This is a genomic window from Sphingopyxis sp., from assembly GCF_965227415.1.
In the GTDB taxonomy this organism is placed as follows: domain Bacteria; phylum Pseudomonadota; class Alphaproteobacteria; order Sphingomonadales; family Sphingomonadaceae; genus Sphingopyxis.
In genome coordinates, this window is the sequence record NZ_OZ245749.1 from 2,111,836 (window position 1) to 2,133,668 (window position 21,833).

24 protein-coding genes and 1 pseudogene are annotated in these 21,833 nt (G+C 63.2%); 12 read left to right on the forward strand and 13 right to left on the reverse strand.

The genetic code is table 11. From position 1 onward, the window contains the following. Window positions 1-38 precede the first annotated feature (38 nt). The gene (locus tag ACO055_RS10335; RefSeq protein WP_054586669.1) at window positions 39-1,040 is read left to right on the forward strand and encodes a DUF7064 domain-containing protein; all 1,002 of its coding nucleotides are present in this window, start codon (window positions 39-41) and stop codon (window positions 1,038-1,040) included. Window positions 1,041-1,238: 198 nt separating this feature from the next. Here the strand turns inward: ACO055_RS10335 and ACO055_RS10340 are convergent, their stop codons facing one another. Together ACO055_RS10340 and ACO055_RS10345 are read right to left on the reverse strand one after the other, a co-directional pair. Next, window positions 1,239-2,336 carry a phosphotransferase family protein gene (locus ACO055_RS10340; RefSeq protein WP_058537101.1) on the reverse strand — a complete coding sequence of 366 codons (1,098 nt, stop codon included), beginning with the start codon at window positions 2,334-2,336 and terminating at the stop codon, window positions 1,239-1,241. Between the two features lie 67 nt (window positions 2,337-2,403). Next, window positions 2,404-4,599 (reverse strand): TonB-dependent receptor, encoded by a 2,196-nt coding sequence (locus ACO055_RS10345; protein WP_422058795.1) that lies wholly within the window; start codon window positions 4,597-4,599, stop codon window positions 2,404-2,406. A 364-nt stretch (window positions 4,600-4,963) separates the two neighbouring features. Between ACO055_RS10345 and ACO055_RS10350 the strand changes: the two genes are divergently transcribed. Continuing rightward, window positions 4,964-5,209, forward strand: a complete 246-nt coding sequence (locus ACO055_RS10350) for a hypothetical protein (protein ID WP_144036800.1) — start codon at window positions 4,964-4,966, stop codon at window positions 5,207-5,209. Between the two features lie 10 nt (window positions 5,210-5,219). Continuing rightward, window positions 5,220-5,417: an ATP-binding protein gene (locus ACO055_RS10355; protein WP_419722572.1), complete on the forward strand. Its 198-nt coding sequence runs from the start codon at window positions 5,220-5,222 to the stop codon at window positions 5,415-5,417. A 96-nt stretch (window positions 5,418-5,513) separates the two neighbouring features. On the opposite strand, the pseudogene ACO055_RS10360 reads toward ACO055_RS10355, so the two are convergent. After that, window positions 5,514-5,831, reverse strand: a pseudogene (locus tag ACO055_RS10360) (ATP-binding protein); the annotation flags it as partial. 241 nt (window positions 5,832-6,072) lie between these two features. Here ACO055_RS10360 and ACO055_RS10365 point away from each other — a divergent pair. Beyond that, window positions 6,073-8,121: a transglycosylase domain-containing protein gene (locus ACO055_RS10365; protein ID WP_422058796.1), complete on the forward strand. Its 2,049-nt coding sequence runs from the start codon at window positions 6,073-6,075 to the stop codon at window positions 8,119-8,121. Between the two features lie 115 nt (window positions 8,122-8,236). Here the strand turns inward: ACO055_RS10365 and ACO055_RS10370 are convergent, their stop codons facing one another. Next, the gene (locus tag ACO055_RS10370; RefSeq protein WP_422058797.1) at window positions 8,237-8,569 is read right to left on the reverse strand and encodes a hypothetical protein; all 333 of its coding nucleotides are present in this window, start codon (window positions 8,567-8,569) and stop codon (window positions 8,237-8,239) included. A gap of 83 nt (window positions 8,570-8,652) precedes the next feature. Between ACO055_RS10370 and ACO055_RS10375 the strand changes: the two genes are divergently transcribed. Both ACO055_RS10375 and ACO055_RS10380 read left to right on the forward strand, forming a co-directional pair. After that, window positions 8,653-9,579, forward strand: a complete 927-nt coding sequence (locus ACO055_RS10375) for a LysR family transcriptional regulator (protein ID WP_422058798.1) — start codon at window positions 8,653-8,655, stop codon at window positions 9,577-9,579. Between the two features lie 113 nt (window positions 9,580-9,692). Further along, window positions 9,693-10,460, forward strand: coding sequence for a sulfite exporter TauE/SafE family protein (locus ACO055_RS10380; RefSeq protein ID WP_422058799.1), 768 nt, complete (start codon window positions 9,693-9,695; stop codon window positions 10,458-10,460). 164 nt (window positions 10,461-10,624) lie between these two features. Here ACO055_RS10380 and ACO055_RS10385 read toward each other — a convergent pair whose 3' ends face one another. Further along, entirely contained in the window at window positions 10,625-11,176 is a 552-nt protein-coding gene (locus ACO055_RS10385; RefSeq protein ID WP_422058800.1) for a hypothetical protein, read from the reverse strand. Window positions 11,177-11,370: 194 nt separating this feature from the next. On the opposite strand from ACO055_RS10385, the gene ACO055_RS10390 reads away from it, so the two are divergent. Further along, window positions 11,371-12,507 carry a beta-ketoacyl-ACP synthase III gene (locus tag ACO055_RS10390; RefSeq protein WP_422058801.1) on the forward strand — a complete coding sequence of 379 codons (1,137 nt, stop codon included), beginning with the start codon at window positions 11,371-11,373 and terminating at the stop codon, window positions 12,505-12,507. A gap of 4 nt (window positions 12,508-12,511) precedes the next feature. Here ACO055_RS10390 and ACO055_RS10395 read toward each other — a convergent pair whose 3' ends face one another. From ACO055_RS10395 to hisB, 5 genes are all read right to left on the reverse strand, one after another. After that, on the reverse strand, window positions 12,512-13,588 hold the full coding sequence (locus ACO055_RS10395) for a calcium:proton antiporter (protein WP_422058802.1): 1,077 nt from the start codon (window positions 13,586-13,588) through the stop codon (window positions 12,512-12,514). A 60-nt stretch (window positions 13,589-13,648) separates the two neighbouring features. Further along, the gene (hisF, locus tag ACO055_RS10400; protein WP_422058803.1) at window positions 13,649-14,413 is read right to left on the reverse strand and encodes an imidazole glycerol phosphate synthase subunit HisF; all 765 of its coding nucleotides are present in this window, start codon (window positions 14,411-14,413) and stop codon (window positions 13,649-13,651) included. After that, window positions 14,410-15,135 carry a 1-(5-phosphoribosyl)-5-[(5-phosphoribosylamino)methylideneamino]imidazole-4-carboxamide isomerase gene (gene hisA, locus ACO055_RS10405; RefSeq protein WP_422062452.1) on the reverse strand — a complete coding sequence of 242 codons (726 nt, stop codon included), beginning with the start codon at window positions 15,133-15,135 and terminating at the stop codon, window positions 14,410-14,412. The genes hisF and hisA overlap by 4 nt, the downstream gene beginning before the upstream one ends. 8 nt (window positions 15,136-15,143) lie before the next feature. Continuing rightward, window positions 15,144-15,749 carry an imidazole glycerol phosphate synthase subunit HisH gene (gene hisH / locus ACO055_RS10410; protein ID WP_422058804.1) on the reverse strand — a complete coding sequence of 202 codons (606 nt, stop codon included), beginning with the start codon at window positions 15,747-15,749 and terminating at the stop codon, window positions 15,144-15,146. A gap of 109 nt (window positions 15,750-15,858) precedes the next feature. Continuing rightward, window positions 15,859-16,446 (reverse strand): imidazoleglycerol-phosphate dehydratase HisB, encoded by a 588-nt coding sequence (gene hisB, locus ACO055_RS10415; RefSeq protein ID WP_422058805.1) that lies wholly within the window; start codon window positions 16,444-16,446, stop codon window positions 15,859-15,861. Window positions 16,447-16,553: 107 nt separating this feature from the next. Between hisB and ACO055_RS10420 the strand changes: the two genes are divergently transcribed. From ACO055_RS10420 to ACO055_RS10435, 4 genes are read left to right on the forward strand one after another with little or no spacing between them, the layout of a single operon-like run. Further along, window positions 16,554-17,033 (forward strand): SspB family protein, encoded by a 480-nt coding sequence (locus ACO055_RS10420; protein ID WP_422058806.1) that lies wholly within the window; start codon window positions 16,554-16,556, stop codon window positions 17,031-17,033. Window positions 17,034-17,037: 4 nt separating this feature from the next. After that, the gene (locus tag ACO055_RS10425; RefSeq protein WP_422058807.1) at window positions 17,038-17,349 is read left to right on the forward strand and encodes a hypothetical protein; all 312 of its coding nucleotides are present in this window, start codon (window positions 17,038-17,040) and stop codon (window positions 17,347-17,349) included. After that, complete coding sequence (gene fumC / locus ACO055_RS10430; RefSeq protein WP_422058808.1) at window positions 17,346-18,740, forward strand: class II fumarate hydratase; 1,395 nt, start codon at window positions 17,346-17,348, stop codon at window positions 18,738-18,740. Before ACO055_RS10425 ends, fumC begins: the two co-directional genes overlap by 4 nt. Window positions 18,741-18,793: 53 nt before the next feature. Continuing rightward, window positions 18,794-19,171: a hypothetical protein gene (locus tag ACO055_RS10435; protein WP_422058809.1), complete on the forward strand. Its 378-nt coding sequence runs from the start codon at window positions 18,794-18,796 to the stop codon at window positions 19,169-19,171. A gap of 11 nt (window positions 19,172-19,182) precedes the next feature. On the opposite strand, the gene ACO055_RS10440 is transcribed toward ACO055_RS10435, so the two are convergent. Further along, window positions 19,183-19,746, reverse strand: coding sequence for a DUF2585 domain-containing protein (locus ACO055_RS10440; protein ID WP_422058810.1), 564 nt, complete (start codon window positions 19,744-19,746; stop codon window positions 19,183-19,185). A 46-nt stretch (window positions 19,747-19,792) separates the two neighbouring features. On the opposite strand from ACO055_RS10440, the gene gmk reads away from it, so the two are divergent. Continuing rightward, complete coding sequence (gmk, locus tag ACO055_RS10445) at window positions 19,793-20,455, forward strand: guanylate kinase (protein ID WP_422058811.1); 663 nt, start codon at window positions 19,793-19,795, stop codon at window positions 20,453-20,455. Between the two features lie 113 nt (window positions 20,456-20,568). Here the strand turns inward: gmk and ACO055_RS10450 are convergent, their stop codons facing one another. Together ACO055_RS10450 and ACO055_RS10455 are read right to left on the reverse strand one after the other, a co-directional pair. Beyond that, window positions 20,569-21,006, reverse strand: a complete 438-nt coding sequence (locus ACO055_RS10450) for an acyl-CoA thioesterase (protein WP_422058812.1) — start codon at window positions 21,004-21,006, stop codon at window positions 20,569-20,571. A 1-nt stretch (window position 21,007) separates the two neighbouring features. After that, on the reverse strand, window positions 21,008-21,790 hold the full coding sequence (locus tag ACO055_RS10455; RefSeq protein ID WP_422058813.1) for an SDR family NAD(P)-dependent oxidoreductase: 783 nt from the start codon (window positions 21,788-21,790) through the stop codon (window positions 21,008-21,010). Window positions 21,791-21,833: the final 43 nt, after the last annotated feature.

Sequence of the window (21,833 nt, forward strand, 5' to 3'; positions counted from 1 at the left end):
CTTTAGTCATTACAAACAGAAAAGAAGGGATTGAGGTAATGGAAGCCGTGTTCTCGGATCATTGGGATTGCCCGCACCAGTTCAGCGACGAACCTAGCTGGCAGGAGAGCGATTGCTACTGGTTCTATGATGTCAAATTGGGCGTGGGAGGCTTCCATCGCATCGGCCAGAAGCCGAACAAGGGCACGGGCCAGCTGATGCTGTTCGTCTTCAAGACGGGCGGTGAACGATTTGTCCTCAACAGCGCCCCGCGCAACGAGGTAAAATTAGGTGCGGACGCGCGCCAGTCCCGCAAGCAGGTCGTTGGCAGCCACACGGCCGAGGCTCTCGGCGACGGCAGGATGCGCTACACCTGGGACGAGCCTGAGTCTTCGGCTGATATCGAATTTTACGAGAGCTTCTATACACCGCGCAACTGGCCGTCGGGCAAGAATACAGAGCATTTCGAAGAAGCTACCAATTCCGATGGTCACCTCGAATGCGGCGGCCGCATTCGCGGGAAAGTCCGAATTGGCGACAATGAATATGAAATTGACGCTCTTGCCCATCGCGACCGGTCATGGGGGAAGCGCAGCGACAGCGCGCCCATGATGCATCGATATCGCATGTACACCGGCACCTGTGGTTCCGAACTCAGCTTCGCGGGCTTCTTTCTCGATTTCAACGAAACGACCCCGATGACAATGGGCTTCGTCGATCGCAACGGCAAGCAGGAGGCGATCACCAACCTGCGGGTTGCCGTGACCTTTGATTATGATGGCCTGACTCCGCTCGGGAGCATCGGCATCATGACGCTTGAGTCCGGCGAGCAGCTCAGGATCGAATCCAAGGTCGTTCAGGGGTTCCTCACACCTCTGCCGGCGATGGGCACATTCTCGCAGGACAATATCTCGACCTTTGAATATGGCGGGAAAACAGGGTTCGTCGATCTCGAAATGTGCACGAACCCTGGCCGGGGTTCATATATCCCGAACCAGGCGGACGTCAGTTTTCTTGCGATTGCCGAGGGGCTCAGCAAGGCCGAGGATTATATTATTTGAAATCGATGTGGGTTGCCGGCGCCCGGAAAACGGCGCCGGCACGGCGACGCCCAGCGGGCAATCGCGTTTGAGAATGCGCGAAAGTGCCGGACCCGATGCTAATGATAGAGGGGCCGCGCAGCTGGCAAGCTGCGCGGCCCCTGTCCATTGTGTTGCTTCTCGGGCCGGGTGCTGTCCGCCATGCCCCGATCCACGGCGTCAATCGCCGTATATGCGTTTCGCGTTGGCGAGTTCGGCATGAAGGTGGGCGAGATAATAGGTCCAGACCTGTTCGAAGGCTGGCTGGAAGCTCCGCCCCGATAGCAGGATGCACTGCGTCTTGAAGAGAGGAAACAGTTTGAAAAAGTCATAATGTTCCGCCGGAGCGCCGGCCTCTTCCTCGAACCGAGCAAGATATTCTGCCTCGGTCGGTGTCCCGTCGACATGCTTGTCGAGCTGTTTCATCGTCTCGGTGAGGAAGACGATGAGCGCAAGATCGGCCTCATTATGGCCGAGATAGGCGAGTTCCCAATCGAGCACAGCCGCAAGCCGCCCGTCGCGAAACATCACATTCGCGATCTGCGAATCGCCCTGTACAAGCGTTCCCTCGCGAACGGCTGGCTGGTGCGCCACCATCCAGCGGTGAGCCTCGACGATGGGCTCGAGCTTCGGATCGTCCGGCTCGGAGCTTAGCCTTGCTTCCGCGAGGAACCAGTTGAGTTCGCGTTCGATATCGGTTTCACCGCTGCCGCGCGCGAGCAGATGCGGCAGTTCGTCGCGTCCGATCGCCTCGCGGCGCAGGCGACCATGAAAGCCAGCGGCCTCGAGCATCATCGCCTTGCGCGCTTCCGGACTGACGTCGGCGAGCGGCCCCTTGGAGTACATTGCGGACGCGGGAGGCGTGCCCTCGATCCGCGCCATGACGAAGGACGGATAGCCGACAGCGGAACCGTCCGCGTCAAGCCATAGCGGCTCGGGCACGGGCAGACCGCGCTTGTATGCCGCGACGAGAGTCAGGAACTCGTCAGAAAAGCTCTTCTGCTTGATCATGGTCGTGCCAGGTGCGTAACGCGCGACCATGTCTTCCCGGCGACGCTCGCCGCTCCGCCCGAACTCGGCCGTGAACAACAGAATGCCGTTGCTGGCACCGGATGATTGCGGGACAATGAAATTGCTGAGCGTGACGGGGCCTTCGATGCCGGGCTGCGCAGCAATGAAGGCTGCCAGCCGATCTGCGTCAATTTCCGGGTAGCCCGACTTCGCAGCCGCGACCGACTTGTCGTAGAACCCCTGCAATTCTTCAGTTTCCGCACTCATTTCAAATCAACTTTCCGTGTTCAATATTCTTCGGCGACGGGCCGGCCCGCAGGCCGGCCCTGGTGCCTCAGCGGATTTTCAGTGCCAGTTCCACACCATAGGTGCGTGGCGGATTATAGACCCCCGTGACCCCATTGAGCTGCACCACAGTCCCCTGGATATAATTTGTCTTGGTGATGTTCCGGACAAAGCCACGCACGGTGACCAAATCATTGGGTTCGTACGTCACGAATGCATTATACAGTTCATATGCATTCTGCCGCAGCGAGGGATCATTATATTCGCGGAGGCGGTATCCGCTTGTGAAATAGGCCTCGCCGCGAAGCGTGATCTTGCCCGAGCCGACGGGAAATTCGAGTTGCGTTCCGATCGTACCGGACGCACCCGGAGCCTTGTTGAGAGCCCGTCCCGCCAAATCGGTACCATCGGGCTCGCCAAAGATCGCGCCACCCGTCGACAGGAAGCGCTTATATTCGCTGTGGACGAAGCTCGCGTTGCCATCGAAGCTCAGCATATCATTGACCTGCAGCCGCCCGTCGATGTCCAGCCCGTAGATCTCGCTTTTCGGAGCGCCTACGACATTGGTCCCGAATATCGTCGACTGCTCGACCGAGATATTCTTGTAATCATAGTAGAAGGCCGCAAAATTCAGTGTCGCGCGCCTGTCAAGAAACCGCGCCTTGAGTCCCGTCTCGATGGCGTTGACCGTTTCCGGTTTATATTGATTGCCGCAGGTACTGTTGGAAAAGCCGCCGGACTTGTGCCCACGCGACAGCTGCCCATAGGCCATGACATCGTCCGACAGATCATGCTGCAGGCCTATGCGTCCCGTAGCCGACCAGTCGGTCACGCGCTGAAGCGGTGCGCCCGGACTGCAATCGGTCTGAACGACCGTGCCGCCGGGAAGCTGGAACGTCACCAACAGATCATTTTGCGACCGCTCGTAAAGACCCCGGACGCCACCAAACAGCCGGGTAGCGTCGCTCACGCTGATCGTGGCATCTGCGAATATGGAGGCGCTTTCGCGCTTCGAGCGGCCGTTGGACACACGGATGAGTGCGGACGGGCTGCCAAGCAGCCGACCGTCGAGGGTAACTGAGCCGGTCGTTCGGTTGATTTCATTATAGTAAAAGGCCCCCACCAGCCAGTCCACCGGCCCACTGTCGCCCTTGAGGTTGAATTCCTGTGAGAAGGTCGAAACCCGGACACCCTGGGCGATCGGAATGGTCAGATTTGCAAAGATCGGGTCATTCGGATTTCCTTGCGCCAACGAGTCCAGCGAATTGTAATTGACGCGCAGGCGAGAAGCGCCGGTGATCGAGACAAGACTTACGTTGCCGCCGAGATCGAACGTGTTTTTCAGCGATGCCAGCGCGATGGACCGATTGCCGTCAAAAATGAGCGGGGAGTTCAACCGGCGAGGGGTGACGATCGTATCCTGGATCGGCAAGGACAGGCGATTGAGGTCATAGGGCTGACGCACCGGGCCGTTGCTGGCTTCGCGCCGGTAGGTCAGGCGCGCTTCCATATACCACCCGGGCGACACGTCGGCGTCGATGCCGAAGCGGCCACCGATGTAGCGCAGATCGTCGAGATCCTGGCCGGTCTGGAGATTCTTGACATAGCCGTCTCGTTGGCCACCTTCGATGTAGAGCCGCGCGCGCACTCCGTCGCTAAGCGGGCCGCTGACATAAGCCGAGCCTTTGAGGTCGTCATAATTCCCGTAGCCCGCCGTAACGCCCGCTTCGAACTCGCGGGTAGGCGCCGCCGATATGAAGTTGACGATACCCGCCGTGGAATTCTTGCCGTAAAGTGTCCCTTGCGGGCCACGCAGCACTTCGATCCCGCCAAGGTCGAACTGGCCGAGGCCAGCGCCCTGAGGGCTCGAAAGATAGACGCCGTCGAGATGCAAGGAGACCGAATTTTCGCCCGCGCCGGTCGTGAAGGTGGTGCCGACGCCGCGAATGGAAATGTTGGAGTTGCCGGAAACAGGGTCGAACTTGAGGCCCGCAACCGCCCCCTGAAGCTCTTCAAGACCGCCAATCTGGCGATCCTCGATCATGCCCGCGTCGAGCGCGTTAATTACTGCAGGAACATCTTGGAGATTCTGGGACCGCTTCTGAGCTGTCACAATAATTTCGTTTAGCCCCGTCGAACTTCCATCGGTGTTGGCCGAGGCATCACGGCTTGCTGGCGCCTCGCTTCCCTCGATAGTGTCAGCCGCGCTGGCAGACGTCGATACACCGAGCATGATGCCCGCCATTGCCAACGCGGACACTGTGGCAAGCTGGTTTGATCGATTAATCACTTCAGTCTCTCCCTTCCCATTCGCGCGTCTCGGCGCGCATCCTTATTTTTGCGGGCTGTGATCTTTGAGGCGCAGACATGCAGCGTGCCCAGCGGCTAAGCGGTAGGCGCCGCACACACGGCTAAAATCTTCAAAAATATATGATTTTCCATCCTCCCGTCGACTAGCTCAAGCCAGCCCCGAAATCCGCATAGTTTCAACTGGTCTGCGCCAGCATTCAGGCATAAATCCCCCAAGTGGTCATAATTGTCAATATAATAACGTTTTCGCCCAGTTTGCTTTTCAATTCGCCCCTTGAGTTGGGCTGATTGATCGGAAAATGAAGTTTGATCGCAACCCCGCAAAGCGCTCGATCCTGATTTGCCGGCAGACTTGTCCGCGCCGGAAACGCAGCATCCGCCACATCAGAAATGGCGACACGCCGCTAAGAGGGACCTGGGCCGGCAAGATCGGGACCTTGGCAAAGCAGTTGTTACGGCTCGACCTGATGCTGCTCGATAAGCTTGGATATCCGCCCTTCAGACGAAGGGAGGGCGCTGCTCCCTCTGATCAGCAAGGCCTATGAGCGCTTCAGTGTGCACATCACTACAAACCCCGCGTTAGCAGACTGGCCCATCATCTTCGGTGATCCCAAGATGGCTACGGCGCTGCTCGACCGCGCGATCTCGTCAGGACCGGGGAGGAAAGCCAGCGATGTCAAACGGCGTTCAAAAGGGACCCCCGATCGGCGTCGAAGAGGGACCCCTTTTTCGGATATGATGCTGGTTAGTTGAGGGTCGCCTTGCGCTGCGTGCGGCGGAGGGCGGGCGTAGCCCGACCGGAGGCGCGCGCAGCGCAAGATAGATTTTTGAAGGCGCCGAAGGTGGCGGTCAGCTGCGGTTTTTGAAGCGCCAGCTGTCGTTGCCCGTCTCGATGATATCGCAGTGGTGGGTGACGCGGTCGAGCAGCGCCGTAGTCATCTTGGGATCACCGAAGACGGTGGGCCACTCGCCGAAGGCGAGGTTGGTGGTGATGATGACGCTGGTGCGCTCATAAAGCTTGCTGATGAGGTGGAACAGCAACTGCCCTCCGGAGCGGGCGAACGGCAGATAACCGAGCTCGTCGAGCACGATCAGGTCGAGCCGCGACAGCTGCGCCGCCAGGGTCCCGCCCTTGCCGATCCGGGTCTCCTCTTCGAGGCGTGTCACCATCGACGCGAGCCTTTGTGCCGTGGGCACGAGGTTTTTACGCCCTAGAATCCGGTGATTGCTGGGTGATTGCTGGTTGGATTACCACTGGGATTATTCCCCATAAAATCTATATTTTACAATATTTTAATTGAATAGGGGCATGAAATCTGGTATTTCCGCTATCGCCGCCGCTGAACGCTCGATAGGTTGCAAGCGATTTGCTTATACTGTGTTGCTAGTATAATACGGGATGCCGACCATGTTCCCATTCCGCAAAAAACCCGCCGCAGCCTCGCCACCCCCCGCCGAAACGGCCGGCGCGTCCTTTCCCGATGCGGGCATCGCCGCCGCCGCGCCGCCGCCGCGGCCCGAGACGCGGCGGCGCAAGTGGGCGCGCCGCATCTCGCGCGGCTTCGCGATCTTCTCGATCATCTTCATCCTGCTCGTCGGCTGGCTCGCGCTGACCGCGCCGCTGTCAAAGTCGCTCGAACCGATCGCGCCGCCCGAAATCACCTTGCTGGCGTCCGACGGCACGCCGATCGCCCGCATGGGGGCGATCGTCGACAAGCCGGTCGATGTGGGCAAGCTGCCCAGGCATGTCACCGGCGCGTTCATCGCGATCGAGGACCGGCGCTTCTACAGCCATTGGGGCGTCGATCCGCGCAGCATCGCGCGCGCCATATGGGCGAATGTATCGGGCGGGCGGTCGCAGGGCGGCAGCACGATCACCCAGCAGCTGGCGAAATTCACGTTCCTGACGCCCAAGAAGACGCTGGGACGCAAGGCGCGCGAAGCACTGATCGCTTTCTGGATCGAGGCCTGGCTGTCGAAGGACGACATCCTCGATCGCTATCTGTCGAACGCCTATTTCGGCGACAACACCTATGGACTGCGCGCCGCGTCACTCCATTATTTCTCGCGCCAGCCCGAGAAGCTGACGCCCGCGCAGGCCGCGATGCTCGCGGGGCTGGTGCAGGCACCGTCGAGGCTGGCGCCGACGAAGAACCCCGACCTGGCTGCCAAACGCATGAAGCTGGTGGTGCAGGCGATGGTCGACACCGGCTATATGACCCAAGCCGAGGCGAAAGCGTTGCGCACGCCGCGCGTCGACGTGCGGTCGCGCAACGACTTGCCGACCGGGACCTATTTCGCCGACTGGGCGCTACCCGAGGCCCGCAAACTCAGCGACGTCGGCTATTCACGCCAGACGATCCGCACGACGCTCGACGCGCGGCTGCAGGGTATCGCACGCCGCGTCACCGCCAACTCGGGGGTTGGCAAGGCGCAGGTCGCGCTGGTTGCCATGCGCCCGAACGGCGAGGTCGTCGCTATGGTCGGCGGGCGCGACTATGCCGCCTCGCCCTTCAATCGTGTCACGCAGGCGCGGCGCCAGCCAGGATCGACGTTCAAGCTGTTCGTCTATCTCGCCGCGCTGAAGGACGGCAAGGAACCTGACGATTTGATCGACAACCAGCCGATCACGGTCGGCTCATACCAGCCGAAAAATGCCGGAGGCGCCTATTCGGACACCATCACGCTGGAGGATGGCTTCGCTTCGTCGAGCAATGTCGCCGCGGTGCGGCTGCTGCGCGAGGTTGGCGACGACAAGGTGATCCGCATGGCGCGCGACCTGGGCGTCACGTCCCCGCTCGCGCGCGGCGATCCCAGCCTTGCGCTGGGAACGTCGAGCATGACCTTGCTCGAACTCACCGCCGCCTATGCGGCGGTGGCAGCGAACGCCTATCCGGTCGTTCCGCACGCCTTCAAGGAAGAGGAAAACGGCTGGTTCGAAAATCTGTTTTTCGGGCCCGAGCATTTCGGATCGCGCGTCCATGACGACATCGAAGAGTTGCTTCGCGCCGCGGTCAATCGCGGCACCGGACGGGCAGCGCGGCTGCCGCAAGCCAATTTCGGCAAGACCGGCACCAGCCAGGACAGCCGCGACGCGCTGTTCGTCGGCTATGCCAATGGCCTGGTCGTCGGCATCTGGGTCGGCAACGACGACAATTCGCCGCTGCACGGTGTCGTCGGGGGCGGCTTGCCGGCGCGGATCTGGCGCGATTTCATGGTCCAGGCGAACGGCAAGCGGGCGCCCGCGAAGGCGCCGCCCGGGCGCGAAACCGACCCCGGCGGCCCCGTCCAGCAACTCGACGTTCCCGACATTCCGGCGATCCCGGTCGCCGACAAGACGAGCATCGAGGTGAAGGACGGCAATGCGGTGATCAGCACCGAAATCGGCGGCACGCGCGTCGATTTGCGGCTGCCGGTCGGCGATCGACCATCCGAGACAGCGCCGCCTCCTCCGTAACGCTCAGAAGCGCCCACAAAACAAATGGGGCGGCCTCGTTATGAGTACCGCCCCAGTTAGTGGGGTCCGCCTGGAGAGGGAGAGGGCGGACCGGAGATTGGTGTTCAGGCTTGTCTTAGCGAGCAGCCATCTTGCTGTCGGTTGCTTCTTCGACGCCGGCGAGCTTCAGCGCGGCGCGGAACTGCTTGGCAGCAGCGCGTTCGTTGCCGGCTTCGCAAAGCTTCTTGCCGGTCGAGACGAAGCGCTTCGCATTCGCCTGCTTGCTGGCGTCGGTGCCGTTCGCGGCGACATAGGCCTGCTCGGCGAGCGTCGAGCAGCGATAGTCGCTGCTGTCCTGCGCATAAGCCGGCGAAGTGGTGGCGACGAGGCCGCCGAAAGCGAGAGCCGAGCCCGCGACGATCGCGAAAGCAGCGGGGAAGCGGCGGAATGAGGAGATCTGATAGGCCATGGGAGAGGTTCCTTTCGTTTCGTTGTGCAACCTTTTTAGTTGCTGTTGCGCACATAGATAATCCTCTATAATCTGCAAGTGCTTTGAAGCAGGATTTAACAATCCCCCATGGGGCGCTCGACGGGATCGAAGCTTTCCTGCGTGTCGCGGAAAGGCGTAGCTTTTCCGCCGCTGCCAGCGACCTCGGCGTTTCGCCGTCAGCGATCAGTCAGACGATCAAGGGGCTGGAAGCGCGTATCGGCGCGCCGCTGTTCATGCGCACGACGCGTAGCGTCGGCCTGACGCAGGCGGGCGAGATGTTCCTCGAGCGCGCCGCGCCCGCCTATTCGGGGATTGCCGACGCCTATGAGGCCGCACGCAACCTGGGCAACCGGCCGGCCGGACGGCTGCGCATCAACCTGATGCGCGGGGCGGTCCAGCCACTGTTCGAGCCGATCATCGCGGGCTTTTGCGAAACCTATCCGGAGATCGAGTTGGAAATCTACGCCGACGACGCGCTCTCCGACCTCAGCGCGGGCGGCTTCGACGCTGGCGTGCGGATGGGCGAATCGCTCGATGCCGATGTGATCGCTGTCCGCCTGACCGGTCCTTTCCGCTTCGTTGTCGCTGGAACCCCCGCCTATTTCGAAAAATACGGCCGACCCGAGGCGCCCGAGGATTTGCGCCATCACCGCTGTGTGCGGTTCCGCCTGGCGTCGGGCGGGCTGATGCCCTGGACCTTCGAAAAGGGAAATCGCGAGTTCGATGTCGCCGTGAGTGGACCGGTGATCGTCAACGACTGGATCGCCGCGACCGTGGCGATGCGCAGCGGCATCGCGATGATCATGACCGCCGAACCGGTCGCGAAAGCGATGGTCGAGGCGGGTGAGGTCGAACTGACGCTCACCGACTATGCCAGCTCGACGTCGGGCCTTTTCCTCTATTACCCAAGCCGCAAGCAGGTGATGCCAAAGCTGCGCGCCTTCATCGACTATGTACGCGAATTCCTGCCCGACAACGTCACGGGATAACGCCGCCATCGGGCGCAGAAACAAATCCCTTCATCGCCAGCAGAAAAATTGGGCTGGCGATTCCCCGAAAAAGGCGCCAGCCCGTTCTCAATTAAAAAACTTGGGATGAAGACATGCATGAAATCGCGTCCATAGACTTCACGGCGCTATGGCCCTTCATCCTGATCGGTTTCGCAGCGCAGCTCGTCGACGGCGCGCTCGGCATGGCGTTCGGCGTCATCTGCAACACCTTGCTCGTCGCCGTGCTCGGCGTCCCGCCTGCGGTCGCTTCGGCGCGCATCCACGTTGTCGAAGTGTTCACGACCGGCGTCTCGGGGATCAGCCACCTGCTCCACCGCAATATCGAATGGTCGCTGTTCTGGCGGCTGCTGATTCCGGGTGTGACCGGCGGCGTGCTGGGCGCCTATGTGCTGACGTCGTTCCACGCCGACATCGTCAAACCGTTCGTGCTCGCGTATCTCGCGCTGATCGGTATCTGGCTGCTCGTGCGCGGCCTGCTCTATCCGCCCAAGGTCCAGAAGCCGACGGTCATCGCGCCGCTCGGCCTGGTCGGCGGCTTCCTCGATGCGGCGGGCGGCGGCGGCTGGGGTCCGGTCGTGACGTCGAACCTGCTGGTGCAGGGCGCCGAACCGCGCAAGGTCGTCGGCACCGTCAACAGCGTCGAATTCTTCCTCACGCTCGCCGTCTCGGCGACCTTCATCTGGAATCTGGGTTTTGCCGATGTGGCCGGTGCGACGCTCGGCCTGCTGATCGGCGGCGTCCTGGCCGCGCCGCTCGGCGCCTTCATGGCGAAGCGTTTTTCGGTCAAGCTGATGCTGACGCTGGTCGGCGTGGTGTTGACCGCGACGAGCGCCTTTGGCCTGTACCGGGCGTTGCTGTGATATCTACCTGACGGCGACTTTCGATCGGCGGCTGACCTGTCTGTCATCGTCACCGCGGACTTGATCCGGGGTCCATCGAACAGCCATTGCGCAGATGGGTCCTGGATCAGGTCCGGGATGACGAAAGCGGGGAATGGACGCTTTCTACCCCCAGCCTGCCGCGCTCAATTCGCGGGCTTGGTTTCGTCGATCTTGTCGACCCATTCGGGATAAAAGCTCGGCTCGCGCGCCGACCAGCCGGGCGCGGTGGCGGCGGCTTCGCTGATCGACTGGAGCAGCAGCTTGCGCTTGTCGGGATGCAGGTGCGGCAGCGACGCCGCAGCGCAAAAAGCGCCCGGCAGCCACGGCCGCGCATGCGCGCCGAGCAGTCGTTCGTAAAGGAAGCGATAGGGCGCAAAGGCGTGCAGCCGGTCCTGACCCAGATCGAAGGCCGACACCGCAACGAGCGGCGCCATGAAACCTTCGAGCGAGTCGAGCCCGCTGTCGTCGGGAATATGCGCGCGAATTTCGGGAATGCGTTGATACACTTTGGCCTGCACGCGGATCGCGGTTTCCTCGACCATATCGCGCGACCAGCGCGAAATCGCGTCGTCGCGTTCGAGCCCGATGTCGAGCGAGCGGCGGATGTACCGCTGCGTCGATGCGGGAAAAGCCGCAAATTCCTTGATCTCCGATATCGACAGATCGCCTGCTGCCGGTCCCGAACGCGTCGCCATGGTCGTGCTCCCGCACGGCGCCCAGGGAGCCATCCCCCCGGAGGCCTGCATCAGACAGTCTGCCACCAAAATGGTTAGTGGCCGGTTAACCATCGCGTCGGGTTATGTTCAGCCTGTGTGAGGGGCGTTGCGTGCTGCGGCGACCGGGCCTAATCAGCGAGCCTTCGAAAAACAAAAGACACGCGAGAGCCATCATGTCGCAAACACCGCAGCCGGTCATTTCCTCGACCGGCCTTTTCACCCCCGCCGAACGCATCTCCAACGAAGAACTTGTCGCGAGTTTTAACCAGTATGTTGCGCTGCATAATAGGGAAAATGCAGCGGCGATCGCATCGGGCGAGATCGATGAACTCGCTGAATCGAGTGTCGAATTCATCGAGAAAGCCAGCGGCATCGGATCGCGTTTCGTCGTCGACAAGGCCGGTATCCTCGACCCCGAACATATGGCGCCGCGGATCGCCGAACGCGGCAACGACGAGCTGTCGATCCTCGCCGAAATCGGTGTCCTCGCCGCAAAGGAGGCACTCGCGCGGGCCGGACGCGATGCCGGCGACGTCGATGCGGTGCTGTGCGCGGCGTCGAACATGCAGCGCGCCTACCCCGCAATGGCGGTCGAGATCCAGGACGCGCTCGGCATCGACGGATTTGGTTTCGACATGAATGTCGCCTGTTCTTCGGCGACGTTCGGCATCCAGACCGCCGCCGACTATATCCGCGCCGGGCATGCCAGGAGCGTGCTCGTCGTGAACCCGGAAATCTGTTCGGGGCACCTCAACTGGCGCGACCGCGACAGCCATTTCATCTTCGGCGACGTCGCAACCGCAATCCTGGTCGAGGACAGGAGTATCGCGCCGGCCGGGCATTGGGACATCCTCGGTACCAAGCTGAAGACGGTCTTTTCGAACAACATCCGCAACAATTTCGGCTTCCTCAACCGCGGCCATGGCGGGATCGACCAGTCGGGACCGAAGAGCGACAAGCTGTTCGTCCAGGAAGGGCGCAAGGTGTTCAAGGAAGTCGTGCCGATGGTCGCGAACATGATCGTCGAGCAGATGGAAGTATTGGGGCTGAAAGGCAGCGACATGCGCCGGCTGTGGCTCCACCAGGCGAACACCAACATGAACCGGCTGATCGCGCACCGCGTGCTGGGGCACGAAGCGAGCGAGGACGAAAGCCCGACGGTGCTCGACACCTATGGCAACACATCGAGCGCGGGTTCGATCATCGCCTTCCACCTCCATCACGAGGATATGGCGGCAGGCGACACCGGTCTGATCTGTTCGTTCGGCGCGGGCTATTCGGCGGGAACGGTGTTCGTCCGGAAGACCTGACACCTCAGGGAATGAAGGTGAGCACGAGATAGACGGCGAAGATCGTCAGATGGATCGCGCCCTGCAGCACCGTCGTCCGCCCATTGGCCAGCGTCTGTGACGCGACGATCAGCGACAGGAACAGCAACACCGTCGATTTGCCGTCGAGACCGAGCGCCACCGGAATGCCCGTGACGATCGACAGCAAGGCGACGGCTGGGATCGTCAGCCCGATCGTCGCGAGCGCTGACCCGAGTGCGAGGTTGAGGCTGGTCTGAAGCCGGTCGGCGCGCGCCGCGCGGATCGCGGCAACGCTTTCGGGCGCCAGAACGAGCGCTGCGATCACAACGCCCAATACGGCAGCCGGAGCGCCGATCGCGACCAGCCCCGCACCGATCGTCGGTGACAAGAGCTTTGCGCCCACGACGACCGCGACGAGGCTGAACAGCAGCATGACCAGCGACAGCAATGTGCGCTGCATCGTGGGCGGCGCCGCGTGCGCTTCGGGATCGTCTTTTTGATCTTCATCGGCGGGCAGGAAATAATCGCGGTGCCGCACCGTCTGCACCAGCGCAAAGGTCGCATAAAGCCACAGCGAGATCGCAGCGACGGAACCGAGCTGCACCGGCGAATAATGCGGCCCCGCCACGCTCGAGGTGAAATTGGGCAGCACCAGTGTCAGCACCGTCAGCGCGGTCAGCGTCGCGAGAGCGGCACCGATACCGGTACGCTGGAATCTTTGCTCGCGATGCTTGATCCCGCCGGTCATCAGGCACAGCCCCATCAAGAGATTGAGGATGATCATCACCGCCGCGAAAACCGTGTCGCGTGGAAGCCCCGCCGCCTTGACGGGATCGGCCTGCATCAGCGTCAGGATCAGGCCGACCTCGATCACCGTCACTGCAAGCGCGAGGATCAGCGAGCCGAAAGGCTCACCGACGCGGTGCGCGATGACTTCGGCGTGATGCACTGCCGCGATCACTGCGCCGGCGACCGCGAGCCCCAGCAACAGGGTCGGCATCGTCACCGCAAGTCCCAACAGCGCGACGAAGATCGCGAGCGGCGGGACGAGATCGGTCAGGTGAACGCGGAACAGGGTCATGCGAGCGACTATGCGGGCTCGGTCCCGCCGCGTCCAGCGCCGCAGCGCGAAAACCGCTGTTCAATGCGCGCGGACGGGCAATCCAGCGGCGGCCAGGCGCGCGTGCGCGTCGGCGATCGTCGCTTCGCCGAAGTGGAAGATGCTAGCGGCGAGCACCGCGCTGGCATGTCCTTCGAGCACGCCGGCGACGAGGTGGTCGAGATTACCGACGCCGCCGCTCGCGATCACAGGGACGCTGACGGCATCGGCGATCGCGCGGATCAGCGCGAGATCATAGCCGTCCTTCGTCCCGTCGCGGTCCATGCTGGTCACCAGCAATTCGCCCGCGCCCAATTGGGCGAGGCGGACGGCATGGTCGAGCGCGTCGATGCCGGTGGGCTTGCGCCCGCCATGCGTGAAAATCTCCCATCGGCCGTCCTCGATCCGCCGCGCGTCGATGCTGCCGACCGCGCACTGGCTGCCGAAGCGGTCGGCGATGTCGGCGACGAGTTCGGGGCGGGCGACTGCGGCGCTATTCACCGCAACCTTGTCGGCCCCCGCGAGCAGAAGCGCGCGCGCATCGTCGGCGCTGCGCACCCCGCCGCCGACGGTCAACGGCATGAAACAGACCTCGGCGGTGCGGCTGACCATGTCGAGCAACGTGCCGCGCCCTTGGTGGCTGGCCGAAATGTCGAGGAAACACAGTTCGTCGGCGCCCGCCGCGTCATAAGCGCGGGCAGCCTCGACCGGGTCGCCCGCATCGCGCAGATCGACGAAGTTCACGCCCTTGACGACGCGGCCGTCGGCGACGTCGAGGCAGGGGATGACGCGGACGCGGACGGTCATGCCGCCCCTGCCGCGATCGCTTCGGCCAGATCGAGCCTGCCGTCATAGAGCGCGCGGCCGGTGATCACGCCTTCGATGCCGTCGGCGACATGCGGGCGCAGCGCGTGGATGTCGCCGATGTCCGCGACGCCGCCACTGGCGATGACCGGAATATCGACGGCTCGCGCCAACGCCACCGTCGCCTCGACATTGCAGCCCTTGAGCAGGCCGTCGCGGCCCACATCGGTGAACAGCAAAGCCGATACGCCGGCATCTTCGAACCGGCGCGCCAGATCCTCGACGCGGACGTCGGACACATCGGCCCAGCCCTCGGTCGCGACCAGGCCGTCGCGGGCGTCGACCCCGACGACAATCCGGCCCGGCAGCTCGCGGGCGGCGGATTTGACGAATTCGGGGTGCTTGAGCGCTGCGGTGCCGATGATCACCCGGTCGACGCCGAGCGCCAGCCAGCGATCGACGCCCGCGCGGTCGCGGATGCCGCCGCCGACCTGGACCTTGCCCGGAAAGGCCGCGATGATGCTCTCGACAGCGCCGCCGTTGACGGTGGCACCCGCAAAGGCGCCGTCAAGATCGACGACGTGCAAGTGGCTCGCGCCCGCATCGGCGAACAGCCGCGCCTGCGCTGCCGGATCGTCACCATAGACGGTCGCGCGCGCCATATCGCCTTCGGCCAGCCGCACCACCTGCCCGCCCTTGAGGTCGATCGCGGGGAAAATGGTCAGGCCAAAATCTACGGGCGCCACGTCAGGAACCTTTCGAGCGTCGCGAGGCCATAGGCCTGGCTCTTTTCGGGGTGATACTGGACGCCGACCATATTGTCCTTTGCCACCGCAGCCACAAAGGGCGCGCCATGGCTGCTCGTCGCGGCGACATCGACGGCGTCGCCGAAATGATAGCCGTGGAGAAAATATGCCTCGCCCGCCGCGATCACCGGATGCGCAAAACCCGGGACGACATCGTTCCACCCCATGTGCGGAATACGCAGGCCCGGCGCGGGATCGAACGGGCGCACCGTACCGCCAATCCAGCCCAGCCCCGCGTGGCGGCCATGCTCCTCGCCCGCATCCGCAAGCAATTGCATGCCGACGCAGATGCCAAGGAAAGGTGCGCCGTCGCGGCGCACGCGGCGCTCCATCGCTTCGACCAGCCCCTCGATCGCGGACAGCCCGTTCATGCAGGCGGCGAACGCCCCGACACCTGGCAGGACGATCCGATCGGCCTTCGCAACGACGTCCGGATCGGCGGTGACGGCGACATCATCCGCGCCCGCCGCGACGAGCGCATTATGCACCGAGCGAAGATTGCCCGCGCCATAATCGATCAGGGCAAGGGTCACTGTATCCCCGTCCCGCTTTCGGGAGGGGTTAGGCGAGGGCATGTCCGACTGCTGGCGACGACCTGAAACAGGCCCTCCCCCGACCCCTCCCGCAAGCGGGAGGGGAGAATCACAACACGCCCTTCGTGCTGGGAATCGCATCGCCCTTGCGTGGATCGATCTCGACCGCCTGGCGCAATGCACGCGCGAGCGCCTTGTACATGCTCTCGGCGATGTGATGGTTGTTCTCGCCGTACAGCGTCTCGATGTGCAGCGTGATACCGGCAGTTTGCGCGAAGCTATGGAACCAGTGCGGGAACATTTCGGTGTCCATCTCGCCGAGCCGCGGCTGCGAGAAGGTCGATTTATAGACGCAGTGCGGGCGCCCCGAAATGTCGAGCACGCACCGCGTCAGCGTCTCGTCCATCGGCGCATGCGCTTCGCCGTAGCGCGCGATACCGCGCTTGTCGCCGAGCGCCTGCGCCACCGCTTCACCGAGCGCGAGCGCGCTGTCCTCGACGGTGTGGTGCTGGTCGATGTGGAGGTCGCCCTTCACCGTCATCGCAATATCGATCAACGAATGGCGCGACAATTGCTCGACCATATGGTCGAGAAAACCGATGCCGGTGGACACCGAATAATCGCCCGTTCCGTCAAGATTGACGGCGATCGCAATATCCGTTTCCTTGGTCGTGCGCTGGACGGTGGCGGTTCGCATGCCGACGCCATAGCAGCGACTTTTCGCCATGCAAGGTGACTCTGGGCCGCTCGATCGCCCCTGACCCCCCTTGACCCGCGCGCGTCGCCCGTTCATCCCCCTGCCCCATGAGTGACGATGTACGCGACAGCCTGATTCCCTATGACGAAATCGTGCAGGACGCCCTGCGCGCCGTGGTCGGTCGTGTGCTGAGCCAGATCGAGGGCTATGACAGCCTGCCCGGCGAGCATCATTTCTATATCACGTTCAAGACGCAGGCGGCCGGGGTCGACATTCCGGCGCATCTGACCGCGAAATTCCCCGACGAGATGACGATCGTGCTGCAGAACCGCTTTTGGGACCTGACGGTCGAAGACGATCATTTCGCCGTCGGCCTGTCGTTCAACCAGACCCCATCGATGCTGACGATCCCTTATGCGGCGATTACCGCCTTCGTCGATCCGTCGGTCGATTTCGGCCTGCAGTTCCAGGTCGATGACGACGCCGATGCGCCCGAGCGACATGACGAAGCCGACAACGACCGCCCCGACGTCGCGACCGAGGACGGCTCGAACGTCGTGACCGTGGACTTCGGCAAGAAGAAATAGCGCGATGGCCAAGATGTGGCCACCGACGCGCTTCTGGCAATATTGGGCCCTTGCGGGCATGCTCGTCCTGACCGCTGCCTTCTGGTGGGCGGTCGAAGGCTATGCCTATTTCAAAGGCGGCTATGCCCAGGCGCAGATTGCCGACGGACTGCTGCGCTTCAGCCTGATCATATTGACTCCGGCGCTCGTTCTGGTCTGGCTGATCGCCGCCTGGCTCCGCCGCCGCGTCGGTGAGACCGGCTATTGGCAGTTGCTGGGCATGGTCGCGATGATCTGGGCCGGCGCGGTCCTGGTGACAAGGATGCTGCTGACATGAACATGCGCGTCGAAAGCGACAGCATCGGCGAGATCGACGTTTCCGCCGACGCCTATTGGGGCGCGCAGACCGAGCGCAGTCGGCACAATTTCGCGTTCCCGCCGCACGAGCGCATGCCGATGCCCATCGTCCACGCGCTCGCGCGGATCAAGGGCGCGGCGGCGCGCGTCAATCGCAGCCATGGGCTCGATGCGGGGCTGGCCGACGCCATCGCCACAGCAGCCAATGCCGTGGTCGGCGGACAGTATGATGACCAGTTCCCGCTCGCGATCTGGCAGACGGGCAGCGGCACCCAGTCGAACATGAACGCGAACGAGGTGATCGCGGGGATCGCCAACGAAAATCTCGCGGGAACGCGCGGCGGCAAATCGCCGGTTCATCCCAACGACCATGTCAACATGGGCCAGTCGTCGAACGACAGCTTCCCGACCGCGCTGCACGTCGCGGTCGCGGTCGAAACGACGGTGCGGCTGATCCCCGCGCTGATCACGCTGACCGACGCGCTCGCCGCGAAGGTCGAGGCATGGGGCGATATCGTCAAGATCGGGCGCACCCATTTGCAGGACGCGACCCCGCTGACGCTGGGGCAGGAGTTTTCGGGCTATGTCGCGCAGCTGATCGCGTGCCGCGCGCGGATCGAGGGGGCGCTGACACACAATATCTGCAAGCTCGCGCAGGGCGGCACGGCGGTCGGCACGGGGCTCAATGCGCCGGCGGGGTTCGACGAGGCGATGGCCGACGAGCTCGCGAAAAGTACCGGCATCGCCTTTGAACCGGCGCGCAACAAGTTCGAGGCGCTCGCGTCGAACGACGGTCTCGTCTTCTTTTCGGGCGCGCTGAACACCCTCGCCGTCGCGCTGACCAAGATCGCGAACGACATCCGCCTGCTCGGGTCGGGACCCCGCGCAGGGTTCGGCGAAATCGACCTGCCGGCGAACGAACCCGGCAGCTCGATCATGCCGGGCAAGGTCAATCCGACCCAGTGCGAAATGCTGACGATGGTCGCTGCGCAAGTGATCGGCAACCATCAGGCCGTCACCGTCGGCGGTCTGCAGGGGCATCTGGAACTCAATGTCTTCAAGCCCCTGATCGGATCGAATGTGCTGCGCTCGATCGAACTTCTGAGCATCGGCATGGCGGGTTTCACCGAACATTGCGTCGTCGGGATCGAGCCGAATCGCGCCCGTATCGACGAGCTGATGAACCGCTCGCTGATGCTCGTCACCGCACTCGCGCCCGAAATCGGATACGACAAGGCGGCGAAGATCGCGAAGCACGCGCACGAGACCGGATCGACCTTGCGCGACGCGGCGCTCGATCTCGGCTATGTCGACGGCGCGATGTTCGACCGCGTGGTCGATCCGCGTACGATGCTGGGCCCCGAAAGCTGAATGGGAACCCGAAAGCCTCTCTGCGGATTGATGGGGAAGAAGGAGATACGGGCATGATAGGCAAGATCGTTGGCGGCGTTCTGGGAAGCGCAATCGGACGTGAGAAGGGCAATCATCCCGTCGCCGGGGCCGTCATCGGCGCAGGCGCGCTATTCGCTGCGCGGCGGCTGTTCCCGCAGCGCTATGCGGCGATCGCCGCCTGGGCCGCGGCGGGCTATCTTACCAAGAAATGGGCGGATCGCGCCGAAGCACGGCTGAAGGCCGAAGACGCGCATGTGGTCGACCCGGCGCTCACGGATGCCGGTGTCGTCGACACCTATGCGGGAACTGCGCCCCAAAGCGCGGACACGCCCGATGGTCAAACGATGGGCGACGCGTTGCCGCCGTCAATCCCGGTCGAAGCGAACGTACGCAGCGGCGCGCTGCACTGAGCTTGAGAGGTCTAGGCGCCCGCTTGCCACTCCTTCACCGCCTCGATCGGTGACACAAGCATCAGGACGTTAAGCGTCAGATTGTCGCGGATCGCCCACAGGGTGAACAGTTCGAACACGATCGCGATCGCGACGGTCACCCACCAGCGCATCCGGCTGGCGGCAAGAAACCCCAGGATCATGAAGCCTGTGTCGCTGACCGAATTGAGGATCGAGTCGCCCGAATAGCCGAACGCCATCGTGACTTCGCGATAGCGGTCGATGATGATCGGCGAATTTTCCAGAACCTCCCACGCCCCCTCGATCCCGATCGCGAGCGCCAGCGCGACCCACAGCGGCTGGCGCGGCAGCAGCCAGCGCGACAGGCCGAAGAAGATGAAGCCGTGGATGACATGGCTGAAGCTGTACCAGTCCGAAATCTGCTGGCTGTTCTGGTTCGACTGCACGACGCCATGCCAGAGGCTGACCGTCCCGCACGGGCAGATCGGCGGCCGCCCCATTGCGAACAGGATCGCGGCCAGCAACGCCAACAACGCCGCCACGACCAGCCAACCCTTTCTTGAAATCCCCGCCATCCGTCCTGCCCCTTGACCGCTGCCCCTCATCGGGCGAATAGCGCGCATGACCGAAAGCGTCCATCTGAACCGCCGCGGCGTATTGTTCGTCCTGTCTTCGCCTTCCGGTGCGGGCAAAACAACGATCTCGCGGATGATGCTCGAGGCCGATGGCGAGATTGCGCTATCGATCTCCGCAACCACCCGCCCGCCGCGTCCGGGCGAGAAGGATGGCGTCGATTATCATTTCGTCGATACCGACACCTTCAAGCAGATGGCGGCCAACGGCGAATTCCTTGAATGGGCCCATGTCTTCGGACATCGGTACGGGACACCGCGCGCGCGCGTCGACGAACTGCTCGATGCAGGCAAGGATGTGCTGTTCGATATCGACTGGCAGGGCGCGCAGCAGCTGTATCAGGAAGCCGGACCCGACGTGGTGCGCGTCTTCGTGCTGCCCCCGACGATGGACGAGCTCGAACGGCGCCTGCGCGCGCGCAAGACCGACAGCGACGAGGTCATCGCCGCCCGCATGGCGCGCGCAGCGAACGAGATCAGCCACTGGGACGGCTATGACTATGTGCTGATCAACGACGCGGTCGAGGATTGTTATGGCGAAGTGATGGCGATCCTGCGCGCCGAGCGGCTGAAGCGCCGCCGCCAGATCGGGCTGATCGGCTTCGCGCGCGACCTGATCCGGTCGGTGCCGGACGCCGATACGAAATTATAACGTCGACGTAACAGAGCTGCGTGTCCCCGCGAAGGCCAGGACCCATCTCCGGTCGGCTCGAACTTGCACCGGCAGATGATGGCCCCCCGCCTTCGCGGGGGAAAACTGCATTTTTAAGCCGGCTTCGTCAGCTTCGTTTCCAGCTCGGCGACCATTTCAGCGCGGAGCGGCTTGGCCTGACCGTCGGTGCGGCACACGACGACAGTGTCGCAGCTCGCGATTGCGCGGCCGTTCTGGAACATCGCCTGGACGATTGTCCAGCTTGAGGTGCCGATGCGGCCAATGCCGCTGGTGATCGTCACCGGGTCGGGGAAATTGCCTTCGCCCAGATAGTTGATCTCGACCATCGCGACCATCGTGCGTTCGTTCGCCGGCCGTTCGGTCAGCGGCCGTACCTCGCGGTTGAGCAAGACGCGGCCGCTTTCGAACAGGGCGGCAAAGGCCACATTGTTGAGGTGGCCGTTGATATCCATGTCCTGAAACCGCGTCTGCAACTCGATGTGCGCGGGGTAGCTGGCGGCGTCGAGCCGCCAGCTTTCCGGTTTCGGCATATCAGCGCGGGCCCATGCGGATACCGCCGTCGAGGCGAACGTCCTCGCCGTTGAAATAGCCATTCTCGATCATCGTGAGCGCAAGGCCGGCATATTCGGCGGGGTTGCCGAGGCGCTTCGGGTTGAGCACCGAGGCACCCAGCGCGTCGCGGACATTCTGCGGCGCGCCGGCGAGCAGCGGGGTGTCGAAGATGCCCGGCAGGATCGTGTTGACGCGAATGCTCTCGCTCGCCAGGTCGCGCGCGATCGGGATCGTCATGCCGACGACGCCGCCCTTCGATGCTGAATAGGCCGCCTGGCCGATCTGGCCATCCTCGGCGGCGACCGATGCGGTGTTGACGATCGCACCGCGCTCGCCGTCTTCCATCGGATCGAGCGTCATCATGCCTGCCGCCGACTTTGCGATGCAGCGGAACGTGCCGACGAGGTTGATCTGGATGATCCAGTTGAAGGCATCGAGCGGGAAATGCTTGATGCTGCCGTCTTCCTTCGAACGGCTCGCGGTCTTGATCGCATTGCCGGTGCCCGCGCAATTGACGAGGATGCGCTCCTGCCCGATCGCGTCGCGCGACTTGGCGAAAGCGGCGTCGACCGACGCGTCGTCTGTGACATTGCATTCGCAGAAAACGCCGCCGAGTTCGGCTGCAAGCGCTGTGCCCTTTTCTTCCTGCAGGTCGAAGATCGCGACCTTTACGCCCTTGGCCGCCAGCGCGCGCGCGGTCGCGGCGCCAAGGCCCGAGGCGCCGCCGGTGACAACGGCGGATACGGTGGAATCGAGTTTCATATTTATCTCCGTTTCAGCCCTCTCCGTCAGGGGAGGGTTTGGG

What these genes read in the sequence shown, in the direction of transcription:
- ACO055_RS10420 (WP_422058806.1), top strand. Translation starts at nt 16,554, where the DNA reads ATGAGTGACGATGTACGCGACAGCCTGATTCCCTATGACGAAATCGTG.
- ACO055_RS10370 (WP_422058797.1), bottom strand. Translation starts at nt 8,569, where the DNA reads ATGGCCTATCAGATCTCCTCATTCCGCCGCTTCCCCGCTGCTTTCGCG.
- ACO055_RS10345 (WP_422058795.1), bottom strand. Translation starts at nt 4,599, where the DNA reads ATGGCGGGCATCATGCTCGGTGTATCGACGTCTGCCAGCGCGGCTGAC.
- ACO055_RS10380 (WP_422058799.1), top strand. Translation starts at nt 9,693, where the DNA reads ATGCATGAAATCGCGTCCATAGACTTCACGGCGCTATGGCCCTTCATC.
- hisF (WP_422058803.1), bottom strand. Translation starts at nt 14,413, where the DNA reads ATGACCGTCCGCGTCCGCGTCATCCCCTGCCTCGACGTCGCCGACGGC.
- ACO055_RS10425 (WP_422058807.1), top strand. Translation starts at nt 17,038, where the DNA reads ATGGCCAAGATGTGGCCACCGACGCGCTTCTGGCAATATTGGGCCCTT.
- gmk (WP_422058811.1), top strand. Translation starts at nt 19,793, where the DNA reads ATGACCGAAAGCGTCCATCTGAACCGCCGCGGCGTATTGTTCGTCCTG.
- ACO055_RS10395 (WP_422058802.1), bottom strand. Translation starts at nt 13,588, where the DNA reads ATGACCCTGTTCCGCGTTCACCTGACCGATCTCGTCCCGCCGCTCGCG.
- ACO055_RS10455 (WP_422058813.1), bottom strand. Translation starts at nt 21,790, where the DNA reads ATGAAACTCGATTCCACCGTATCCGCCGTTGTCACCGGCGGCGCCTCG.
- ACO055_RS10440 (WP_422058810.1), bottom strand. Translation starts at nt 19,746, where the DNA reads ATGGCGGGGATTTCAAGAAAGGGTTGGCTGGTCGTGGCGGCGTTGTTG.
- hisB (WP_422058805.1), bottom strand. Translation starts at nt 16,446, where the DNA reads ATGCGAACCGCCACCGTCCAGCGCACGACCAAGGAAACGGATATTGCG.
- ACO055_RS10365 (WP_422058796.1), top strand. Translation starts at nt 6,073, where the DNA reads ATGTTCCCATTCCGCAAAAAACCCGCCGCAGCCTCGCCACCCCCCGCC.
- fumC (WP_422058808.1), top strand. Translation starts at nt 17,346, where the DNA reads ATGAACATGCGCGTCGAAAGCGACAGCATCGGCGAGATCGACGTTTCC.
- ACO055_RS10435 (WP_422058809.1), top strand. Translation starts at nt 18,794, where the DNA reads ATGATAGGCAAGATCGTTGGCGGCGTTCTGGGAAGCGCAATCGGACGT.
- ACO055_RS10335 (WP_054586669.1), top strand. Translation starts at nt 39, where the DNA reads ATGGAAGCCGTGTTCTCGGATCATTGGGATTGCCCGCACCAGTTCAGC.
- ACO055_RS10390 (WP_422058801.1), top strand. Translation starts at nt 11,371, where the DNA reads ATGTCGCAAACACCGCAGCCGGTCATTTCCTCGACCGGCCTTTTCACC.
- ACO055_RS10340 (WP_058537101.1), bottom strand. Translation starts at nt 2,336, where the DNA reads ATGAGTGCGGAAACTGAAGAATTGCAGGGGTTCTACGACAAGTCGGTC.
- ACO055_RS10450 (WP_422058812.1), bottom strand. Translation starts at nt 21,006, where the DNA reads ATGCCGAAACCGGAAAGCTGGCGGCTCGACGCCGCCAGCTACCCCGCG.
- ACO055_RS10385 (WP_422058800.1), bottom strand. Translation starts at nt 11,176, where the DNA reads ATGGCGACGCGTTCGGGACCGGCAGCAGGCGATCTGTCGATATCGGAG.
- ACO055_RS10350 (WP_144036800.1), top strand. Translation starts at nt 4,964, where the DNA reads ATGAAGTTTGATCGCAACCCCGCAAAGCGCTCGATCCTGATTTGCCGG.